At 55.7% G+C, this 11,939-nt stretch carries 2 protein-coding genes; both read left to right on the top strand.

Translation table 11 applies throughout. The annotated features are described in order from the left end of the window. The coding region (locus tag ACIPUG_RS21120) for an amino acid adenylation domain-containing protein (protein WP_400340067.1) at nt 1-3,806 on the top strand (3,806 nt) is incomplete at its 5' end. Continuing rightward, a partial coding sequence (locus ACIPUG_RS21115) for an amino acid adenylation domain-containing protein (protein ID WP_400340064.1) occupies nt 3,799-11,939 on the top strand: 8,141 nt, incomplete at its 3' end. The genes ACIPUG_RS21120 and ACIPUG_RS21115, both read left to right, overlap by 8 nt.

Below are 11,939 nucleotides of genomic sequence, written 5' to 3'. Positions count from 1 at the left end.
TTGTCGTCGCCCGTGAAGACAGCCCCGGTGATACCCGGCTGGTCGCCTACCTCTGTCCGCAGCCCGGTATTGAACTGATGCCTGCCGAGCTACGTCAGCAGCTCTCGACACATTTAGCCGACTATATGATTCCGTCAGCCTTTGTCATGCTGGATACTTTCCCGCTTACGCCGAACGGCAAGCTTGACCGCAAGGCGCTGCCCGCACCTGACCAGTCCGCTGTGGCAACCCGCGACTATGCCGCTCCGCAGGGTGAGGTCGAAACCGCGCTGGCCGCTATCTGGCAGGAACTGCTGGGGCTGGCGCGCGTCGGCCGCCACGACCACTTCTTCGAGCTCGGCGGCCACTCGCTGATGATCGTTAATCTGATCGAAGAAATGCGGCGTCGGGGCTACCCACTTGATGTTCGCGGTGTCTTCTCAACACCGATTCTCAGTGAAATGGCGCAGGCAGTGCTGGCGCATCAGGATAAACCAGCTGTGGTGGTGCCGCCTAACCGCATTCCGGTGGACTGTACTGCCATCACGCCCGACCTGCTGCCGATGGTGACACTCACCCAGCCGGAGATCGATCGGATAACTGATACCGTGTCTGGTGGTGCGAGCAATATACAAGACATCTATCCGCTCGCACCGTTGCAGGAAGGTATTCTCTTCCACCATCTCCTGCAAGAACAGGGCGATACTTATCTGCTCCGCAGCGTGGTGGCCTTTACCCACCGCGAGCGTCTTGATGCGTTTCTCGGTGCACTTCAACACGTCATTAATCGCCACGACATTCTGCGCACCGCCGTGTGCTGGCAGGATTTAAGCCAGCCGGTGCAGGTAGTCTGGCGTCAGGCAATATTGCCCATCAACCATTTTGAACCGACCTCACCGGATGAGGTACTGGAACAGTTGCAGGCCCATACCGAGCCGCGCACACGCCGGATCGATCTCAGTCAGGCGCCGTTGTTTAGAGCCGATATCGCTCACGATCCTAAACAAAACGAATGGCTGCTGGCGCTGAGCTTCCATCATCTGATTAGCGATCATATGACGCTGGCGCTGATCGTCGGTGAAATCCGTTTGTTATTGCAGCATCGGGCTGACGCGTTACCGACGCCGCTCCCGTACCGCAATTTTATCGCCCAGACGCTAAGTGTACCGAACTCAGCACATGAAGCGTATTTCCGCGACCAGCTAGCTGATGTTGATGAACCAACCGCACCTTTTGGGTTACTCAACGTACAAGGCAGCGGCGAGGATATCCACGAAGCCCGTCTGGTGCTAGATTCCACGTTGGCATCCGCTATTCGACAACAGGCGCGTTCTCTTGGCGTCAGCCCCGGCGTGCTGTTCCATGTTGCCTGGGCGCAGGTGCTCGCGCAGACCAGCGGTCGTGATGACGTGGTATTTGGCTCTGTTTTGCTCGGTCGTCTTGCAGGTACAGAAGGGGCTGACCAAATCATGGGGATGTTCATCAATACGCTGCCGCTGCGAATTTCTCTTGCAGATCGCGGCGCAGCAGAGGTGGTTCAGCACACCTCACACAATTTGATGATGCTACTGGAGCATGAGCAAGCACCGCTGGCGCTGGCTCAACGATGTAGCGGTGTGACACCGCCAATGCCGTTATTCAGTGCTTTACTCAACTATCGCCATACGCAGGCCGGTTCGACCGACAATACTTTAAGCGACATTCGTGTACTAACGTCAGAGGAGCGCACCAACTATCCACTCACGCTTGCAGTAGACGATAGGGGCGAAGGATTTAGCCTGGTTGCGCAGACACTGGCAGACATCGACCCTCATCGTCTGGTGAGCTATCTGATGACGGCAATCAGCAGCCTGGTCGACGCGTTGGAAACAGAACCTCAGCGTTCCATGCTGAGCCTGCCGGTGCTGCCGGACAACGAACGTCAACAGATGCTGGTTGATTTCAACGCGACCGACGTGGATATCCCACGACATGCGCTTATCCACGAACTGTTTGAAGCACAGGCTGCCCGCACGCCCGATGCCATCGCGGTGGTATTCGGGGAAACCGTCCTTAGCTATGACGATCTTAATCGCCGGGCTAATCGCCTTGCCCACCATCTTCTCTCGTTCGGCGTACAGCCCGATGCGCGCGTCGCGATTTGTGTCGAACGCAGTCTGGACATGGTTGTCGGGCTACTCGGTATCCTCAAAGCCGGCGGGGCCTATGTACCATTAGATCCGACTTATCCCGTCGAACGTCTGCGCTACATGCTCGATGATGCCAAACCCGTCGTACTGATCACTCAGTCGGCCCATATCGGGATAATGAACGACAGCTTGCCTGTGGTTCTGCTTGATGGCGGGGACACCAGTCCGTTTGATAACGAACCGGATACTCCGACTGAGGCTCGTAAGCAAGGGCTAACGCCACGGAATCTGGCCTATGTGATTTACACCTCTGGCTCCACAGGGAAACCCAAAGGCGTCATGGTTGAACATGCCAACATGGTTAATTTCCTCTGTTCGATGCGTAAGGAACCCGGCATAACCCAAGAGGATGTTCTACTCGGCGTCACGTCTCTGTCTTTTGATATCTCCATATTGGAGATCTTCCTGCCGCTATTGAACGGTGCTCGACTGGTTCTGGCCACGCAGGCACAGGCAGCAGATGCACAACAGCTGGCGATGCTGATCGAACGCCACGCGGTGTCCTTCATGCAGGCCACGCCGTCGACCTGGCGTATGTTACTGGAGTTAAGTGATTTCACCCTGCCGCCGGACTTTAAAGCATTGTGCGGGGGGGAAGCGCTGCCTGAGAATCTGGCGACCGCGTTGCTTCAGAAGGTAACGACGCTCTGGAATCTGTATGGCCCGACAGAAACTACGATCTGGTCCACGCTAAATGGCCTGACGGCACCGACACCTTATATTGGTCACCCCATCGCCAATACCCAGATCTATATTCTGGATCCGCAGGGGCGCGTGGTTCCTCTCGGCGTCGCGGGGGAAATCCATATCGCCGGTGCCGGCGTCGTTCGCGGCTATCTTGGTCGTCCCGATCTCACGGCAGAGCGCTTCATCCACGATCCGTTCTCACGTTCGCCAGAAGCCCGGATGTACAAGACGGGCGATCTCGGGCGCTGGCTGCCTGACGGCACACTTGAGTATCTGGGGCGTAACGATTTTCAGGTCAAAGTCCGCGGTTTCCGTATCGAACTGGGGGAAATTGAAACCCGCCTCGTCCGCTGCCCAGGGGTGCACGATGCTGTGGTTATTGCCCGAGAAGATAGCCCCGGCGACAAACGGCTGGTTGCCTACCTCCGTGCTCAGCCTGATACGGCGCTTGATCCTGCCGAACTACGCCAGAGGCTCAGCGAGGAATTGGCTGAGTACATGATCCCGAGCGCATTCGTCACGCTGGATGCCTTCCCGCTCACGCCAAACGGCAAACTTGATCGCAAGGCGCTACCGGCACCAGACCAGTCGGCAATAGCCACTCGCGGTTATGAAGCACCTCAGGGTGAACTGGAAACCGCGCTGGCTCGGATTTGGCAAACGCTGCTGGGGCTGGAGCGTGTAGGGCGACATGACCATTTCTTTGAACTCGGAGGGCATTCGCTCCTTGCCGTGCAGCTAAACGCCCGCATACGTGCGGAATTTTTAACCGACATCCCCATCGTTGCCATTTTCCAACATCCGCAGCTATCCGCGCTGGCGGAGGTCATTCTGGCCGCACAAATTCACGCAGCCTGGGGAAATGACACCGACGCTCTCACACACGATCTCGACTCAATGTCAGCAGAAGAATTAATGGCGATTTTAGACGGAGACACGAACGATGAATAAAGAAAACATGAGCATTGAAGAGCTAAAACGCGCCGTTCTGGAGAAAAAAGTTAAAGAACAGCTGAAGCAGCGTGGACATCAACAGCGTCCGTCGATTAAGAAAGTCGATCGGAACATGCCGCTGCCACTCTCTTTTGCTCAACAGCGGCTGTGGTTTATTGGCCAGCTCGATCAAGCAGCCAGTCAGGCCTATCACCTTCCCGCGGCCCTGCGGCTTACCGGCAAACTCGATAAATTGGCGCTCACGGCTGCACTTGATAGCCTGATCGCTCGCCATGAAAGCCTTCGCACGCATTTTGCGCTGGTTGATGGTCAGCCCTGCCAGCAAATTGCCCCCGAAGAGACACGCTTTTGTTTATCCAGCCTCGACCTGCGCGACCTTGACGAAACGGCACGAGCACAACGGGTGGCCGAGTTGACAGAGAGTGAAGCGCGTGAACCGTTCGATCTCATGCAGGGTCCGCTGATTCGCGGTCAGCTATTACAGTTGAGCGATGAAGAACATGCGTTGCTCATTACCCAGCACCACATCATCTCCGATGGCTGGTCTCTGGGGATCTTCGTGCGTGAATTTTCTGCCTTGTATCGCGCCGCACTCAGCGGCCACCCGGCACATTTACCACCGCTACCGATTCAGTACGCCGATTATGCCGCCTGGCAACGCGACTGGCTCAAAGAAGATACGCTCGCCGAACAGCGTGATTTTTGGCATAAGCAGTTACAGGGCGCGCCCGCGTTGTTAGAGCTGCCAACTGACCGTCCGCGCCCCGCAGTGCAGCGTTATGTGGGCAGCCATGTGTCTTTCCATCTCAGTGCCGATGTTCTTAATGCGCTAAAAATACAAGGCCATCAACAGGGAACCACGCTGTTTATGACCGTACTTGCCGCATGGAGCCTCGTGCTGTCTCGTCTCAGTGGTCAAGACGACATCGTCATTGGTACGCCGATCGCCAATCGTACCCGCCATGAACTGGAAGGGCTGATTGGCTTCTTCGTTAATACGCTGGCACTGCGTATTGAGCTGAACCAGTGTAAGACGCTGGAAGCGCTGCTGGCTCAGGTTAAGGAACAGTCACTTTCCGCTTATGCTCATCAGGATCTCCCATTCGATCAGGTCGTGGAAGTGCTGCAACCCGCACGTAGCCTCAGCTACAGTCCCGTTTTTCAGGTGATGCTGGCCCTGAATAATACGTCGTCACAGAGATTAACGCTGTCCGATCTGGACGTCTCTTTTATTGAACAACCTAAACACAGCGCTCAGTTTGACCTGATGTTATCGATTAGCGAGACAGATAATGGTCTGACTGGTTCACTGGAATATGCCGTCGATCTTTTCGATCGGGAAACCATTGAGCGCGTGGCTGGCTACGTAGTAAATGTACTCACAACTATTGCCACCGACGTGGAACAACCTCTGTGGTCCGTGCCGATGCTGTCAGCAGACGAGCGCCAGCAGGTGCTGGTCGACTTTAACCCGGCCAACGCCGAGCTGCCGGCTCCCGCGCTGATTCAGGCGCGCTTCGAAGCGCAGGTGCAACGTTCACCCGACGCCACTGCCGTCGTCTTCGAATCACGTTCGCTCAGCTATCAGGCGCTCAACCGTCGCGCCAACCAGCTCGCCCATCACCTCATCGGCCTCGGCGTTAAACCCGATGACCGCGTCGCCATTTGCGTCGAACGCAGCCCTGAGATGATTATTGGCCTTCTGGCTATCCTTAAAGCTGGAGCCGCCTATCTTCCGTTAGACTCCGCCTACCCATCCGAGCGCCTTGCCTATATGTTGGAGGACGCCACTCCCGTGGCTCTGCTCACCCAGTCGGCACTAACCGATGTCCTGCCGGACACCGCATTGCCAACCGTACTGCTTGACGCACACGACGTCTTTGATGCACAGCCTGACCACAACCCCGACGCGCACGCACTGGGCGTCACGCCGGGTCATCTCGCCTATGTTATCTACACCTCCGGCTCCACTGGTAAACCCAAAGGCGTTATGGTCGAGCATGCCAGTGTCACCCGCCTGCTCGATGCAACGCAGGACGATTTCCACTTTGACAACCACGACGTCTGGACCCAGTTCCACTCCTTTGCGTTCGACTTCTCGGTCTGGGAAATATGGGGAGCGCTCACCTACGGCGGCAGGTTGGTTGTCGTTCCGGCCCTGTGTGCTCGTTCACCTCAGGAGTTCTATTCCCTGCTCTGTCGGGAGCACGTAACGGTACTTAACCAGACGCCGGGGGCGTTCCGCCAGTTGATTGCCGCACGGGATGGCGCTGACCACACGCTGCGCTGCATCATCTTCGGCGGGGAGGCGCTGGAACTACATATGCTGGCCCCGTGGATAGCGGATAACCCGGTTGAACACACCCGTTTGATTAATATGTACGGCATCACCGAGATTACCGTTCACGCCACCTTCCGCGAACTGAGCGCCGCCGATATTACCGCCGGGCGCGGTAGCCTCATCGGCAAGCCCTTGTCGGACCTGCGCGCCTACCTGCTTGACCCGCACGGTCAGCCGGTACCGGTCGGCGTTGCCGGTGAGCTCTATATCGGGGGGGCCGGCGTTGCGCGCGGCTATCTCAACCGTCCCGAGCTGACCGCTGAACGCTTTATTGTCGACCCGTTCTCTGAAAGCCCGGCTACCCGCCTCTACAAAACCGGCGACCTCGCTCGCTGGCTGCCTGATGGGACGCTGGACTATCTGGGGCGCAACGACTTCCAGGTCAAAGTGCGCGGTTTCCGTATCGAGCTGGGGGAAATCGAATCCCGTCTGGTGCAGTGCCCAGGCGTTCAGGAAGCGGTGGTGCTCGCCCGTGAGGATGTTCCGGGGGATACCCGTCTGGTGGCCTACATTCAGCCTCAGCCCGAAGCGGTACTGGAACCTGCCGAACTACGCCAGCAGCTCTCGACGCATTTAGCCGACTATATGCTGCCTAGTGCCTTTGTCACGCTCGATACTTTCCCGCTCACACCAAACGGCAAGCTGGATCGTAAGGCACTCCCCGCGCCTGAACGTTCCGCCGTGGTAACACGCGACTATGAGGAACCTGTCGGGGACATTGAAACGGCATTGGCTAAAATATGGCAAGACCTGTTAGGGTTAGAACGGGTGGGACGGTATGACCACTTTTTTGAACTCGGCGGCCATTCATTGCTGATTGTCAGTTTGATTGAAAAACTGCGTCACCTCGGCTTAAAACTCGACGTTCGTAGCGTATTTACTGCACCGACACTTATCGAACTGGCTGATGCCATTCAACACGACCGGGGCGAATCCCGCTTCATTACGCCAGACAACCTGATCCCCGACGGTGCGGAACACATCACGCCTGATATGCTGCCTCTGGTAGCGCTGTCGCAGCAGGAGATTGATGCCATTGCTGACACCGTTTCTGGCGGTGCCGCCAATATTCAAGACATCTACCCTCTGGCTTCTCTGCAGGAAGGCATTCTCTTCCATCATCGCCTGCATCCAGATAACGATCCCTATGTCGTATCGTCGCTCTTGCGGGTCGAAAATCAAACGAAGCTGGATGCGTTTATCGCAGCATTACAATCCGTAATTAACCGACACGATATTCTGCGCACGTCGATCCACTGGACGGAATTGACGCAGCCGGTTCAGGTGGTACATCGCCACGCAACGTTGAATGTGCATCATCTGGAACCAGAAAACAGCGTTGATGTGGTCACCACGATGCGGGAAAGAATCGTTTCCTCACACACCTCAATGGATTTGTCTCAGGCACCATTAATGCATTTGTACGTAGCGCCTGATTCAACATCACCGGTGCTTTATATCCTGCTTCAATTTCACCACATCATTGATGACAACCTTTCACTGCGTCAGCTACTTGCGGAAACTACCGCGTTTCTGATGGGAAAAGGTGAGATGCTTCCACCCTCATTCCCGTATAGAAACTTTGTGGCTTATACCCGCCAGGAGGATAAAAACCAGGCAGCAGAAGCGTTTTTTCAAGACTATCTGGCGGACATCGACGAAATTACGGCTCCGTTTGGCGTGGCGAATATTCAAGCCAGAGGTGAAAGCGCGGCAGAAGCGCGTCAATCGCTTAGCCCCGCATTTTCACAAACGATCCGTGACGTTGCCCGCCGGTTCGGCATCAGTCCGGCAGCACTGTTTCACGCCAGTTGGGCATTGGTTATTGCCCGCACCAGCGGACGGGACGATATCGTGTTCGGTACAACATTATCGGGACGTATGTCAGGCCTCGATGGCAGTACAACCGCACTAGGTATGTTTATCAACACGCTTCCCTTCAGAATAAAGCTGGCAGGTATAAGCGTGGCGACGCTGGTCAACACCGCGAATGACATTTGCGCCAGTTTATTACGCTATGAGCAAACCCCGCTGTCCACGGCCCAGCAATACAGCGGGCTCGGCTCTATGCCGCTGTTCAGCGCCCTACTTAATTGTCGACACACCAATGACAGAGGTGTCGAAGCGCCGAATTTAAGACAGTTCGGTATAGAGGGCCTGTTTAGCCGTGAACGCACTAACTACCCATTGGGCATCTCAATTGATAATAATCGTGAATGTTTTTCGCTCTCGACCCAAACCATCAGTCCTATCGATCCGAATAGAGTGAATGCCTATCTGTTGCAGGCAATAGAACAGCTCGTCACCCTATTAACCGATGCGCCAGAAACGCTCGCAGAGGCTATCGATATATTGCCCGCCTCAGAATACGAGCAATTATCGGTAGGCTTCAACGCAACCCATAGCGATTTCCCAGATGGATCTTTAATCCATCAACGGTTTGAACAACAGGTTGCCCAAACGCCTGATGCTATTGCGGTCGTGTTCGACGCGCAAACGCTCAGCTATGACGGCCTTAATCGTCGTGCCAATCAATTAGCCCACCATCTCCTGTCACTCGGCGTGCAGCCGGATGACCGTATTGCCATCTGTGTAGAACGCAGCGTGGAAATGATCGTCGGTCTATTGGGCATTCTTAAAGCGGGTGCGGCTTATGTCCCACTCGATCCTGCTTATCCAGCCGAGCGTCTGACCTACATGCTTGATGACGCTAAACCGGTCGCACTGTTGACCCAGACAGCATTGATTGAGACGCTGAACAGCACGTTGCCGCTGGTGGTACTGGACGATCCGCAATTCACTGTGTTTAAGCATGCCTCGCAAGATAATCCGGATGCGGATGTGCTGGGGCTAACGCCACATCATCTGGCGTATGTTATCTATACCTCGGGCTCCACCGGTCAGCCGAAAGGCGTGATGATCGAGCATCGTAGTCTGTGTAACCTTGCTAACGCACAGATTCGCGCATTTGGCATCACTGAAAATAGCCGGCTTTTACAGTTTGCCTCTTTCAGTTTTGATGCCTGTATCTCCGAAGTGACGACCACGCTGTGTCAGGGAGCCAGCCTCGTTTTGGCCTCTCGTGAGGCGTTATTGCCCGGCGACGCGTTACTCAATACGCTACAAACACAGGCTATTACTCATGTGACGCTCCCGCCAATTGCTGCCAGCGCCCTGGATCACACCGCTGAGCTTCCTGATTTGACGACGCTGATATTCGCGGGCGAGGCGTGCCCTCCGGCACTAGCCAAACGCTGGGCAACCGCGAAGCGGGTCATTAACGCGTATGGCCCGACGGAAAGCACCGTCTGTGCAACGATCTATCAATACCATCACACTGGGGACGATTTTCTGTCCATCGGGAAACCGATCGACAATACCCACGTTTATATTCTTGATGCGAAGGGTCAGCTCGCGCCACTCGGTGTCGCTGGCGAAATGTATCTGGGCGGCGTCGGTATTGCGCGCGGCTACCTCAATCGCCCTGAACTGACCGCGGAGCGCTTTATTCCCGATCCGTACTCCGACCAATCTGGTGCCAGAATGTATAAAACCGGCGACCTTGGCCGCTGGCTGCCCGATGGCAATATAGAATATTTAGGCCGTAATGATTTTCAGATCAAACTGCGCGGCTTCCGTATTGAACTCGGCGAAATCGAAGCGCGTCTCATGGCCTGTCCTGGAGTACAGGATGCCGTCGTTATCGTCCGGGAAGATAATCCTAACGATAAACGACTGGTTGCCTATATACGGCCCCATACCGGTGCTGAAATCGAGCCAGCAGCATTGCGCCTGCAGCTCTCACAGCATCTGGCTGAATATATGTTGCCTGCGGCTTTTGTCACACTGGAACAGTTCCCACTGACTCCAAACGGGAAACTCGACCGTAAGGCGCTCCCAGCACCTGACCAACTTTCTGTTGCAACCCGTGGCTATGAAGCGCCGCAAGGTAGCATCGAGATCGCATTGGCGGATAGCTGGAAAACGCTACTGCGGCTGGATCGCGTTGGACGCTATGACCACTTCTTTGAACTCGGCGGCCACTCGTTAATGGCCGTCAACTTGATAGAGCGGCTGCACCATCTGGGTTGGACAATTGATGTCAGCCGTATCTTCTCTACGCCGGTGCTGTGCGAGATGGCGCAGGCGGTACAAGCGAATAAGGACAAACCAGTGTTCTCGGTGCCGCCTAACCGTATTCCCAAACACTGCTCGGCGCTCACCCCCACGATGTTGCCTCTGGCTACACTCACTCAGGTAGAGTTGGACACCGTTGTCGCTACCGTATCCGGCGGCGCGGCCAACGTGCAGGATATCTATTCTCTCTCGCCTCTCCAGCAAGGCATTTTGTTCCATCATCGCCTGCAAGAGCAGGGAGATGCTTATCTGCTTAACAGTTTATTGGCCTTTGATAACCGCGAGCGGCTTGATACGTTTCTGCATGCCCTGCAACAGGTTATCGATCGCCACGATATTTTGCGTACCTCGTTCTGTTGGCAGGGGCTGACTCAACCGGTTCAGGTTGTATGGCGTCACGCACCGCTGCCGGTGAGTACGTTTGTCCCAGCCTCAGACGACAATATTCTCTCGCAGTTGAAAGCCTACACCGACCCGCGCCATCGTCGCCTTAATCTCAATCAGGCACCGCTGCTCTCCGCTGATATCGCCCATAATCCGGCGACAGGAGAATGGCTATTGGCATTTGGTTTCCACCATTTGGTTGGCGACCATATGACGCTGGATCTTATCGTCAGTGAGATCACCACCCTACTTCAGGGACGCGCAGAGACGTTACCTCCTTCGCTTCCATACCGGAATTTTATTGCCCAAATTCTGAGCGTACCGCCTTCTGTTCACGAGCAGTACTTCCGTTCTCGTCTGGCGGACATCGATACGCCGACCGCGCCTTTCGGCATCTTGAATACGCAAGACGACAGTGACCCTATTGCAGAAGCACGTCTTGTTCTGGATACCCCATTAGCGCAGGCGATTCGCAAACAGGCTCGCCAGCTTGGTATCAGTCCAAGCGTGCTATTCCATATCGCCTGGGCTCAGGTGTTAGCCCATGTCAGCAACAGCGATGATGTGGTGTTTGGTTCCGTATTCCTCGGTCGTTTGCAAGGAACGGCAGGGGCAAGTCGAATTATGGGGATGTTTATTAACACGCTACCTCTGCGTATCACCCTCGCAGACCGCAGCGTGCTGGATGTTGTGCAGGAAACCTACCGCGATTTAACCGCGCTTTTGGAACACGAGCAGACGCCGCTAACACTGGCGCAACGCTGTAGCGGCGTCATGCCACCAATGCCGCTGTTCAGTGCGCTATTCAACTACCGTCACAGTCAGCTGGGCACAACGACAGACAGGGTATGGCGTGGTATGCGTTTGCTCACAGCGGAAGAACGTACTAACTACCCTTTCACGCTTTCAGTTGACGATCTTGGCGAGCGCTTCCGTCTGGTTTCTCAGGCTATTGAAGGGGTCGATCCACTGCGCCTCGCGCGTTATCTGGAAACCGCGATTCAGGCGTTAATTGAGGCGTTGGCCACGGAGCCAGAGCGTCCTATCATGACGCTGCCGATCCTACCTGACAGCGAACGCCGGCAGGTCATGGTTGACTTCAACGCCACCGACGCCGATTTCCCGCAGGATGCGCTTATCCATCAGCTCGTTGAAGACCAGGCCGCCCGCACGCCCGAGGCCATCGCCGTCCTCTTTGAAGACCAGCACCTCACCTATGACGCACTCAACCGCCGTGCCAACCAGCTCGCGCACCACCTGCTTTCACT

Origin of the sequence: Pectobacterium sp. CHL-2024 (assembly GCF_044751765.1) — a bacterium.
In the GTDB taxonomy this organism is placed as follows: domain Bacteria; phylum Pseudomonadota; class Gammaproteobacteria; order Enterobacterales; family Enterobacteriaceae; genus Pectobacterium; species Pectobacterium brasiliense.
The sequence above is the reverse complement of the archived record's forward strand: the minus strand, read 5'-3'. Positions and strand labels throughout refer to the sequence as shown.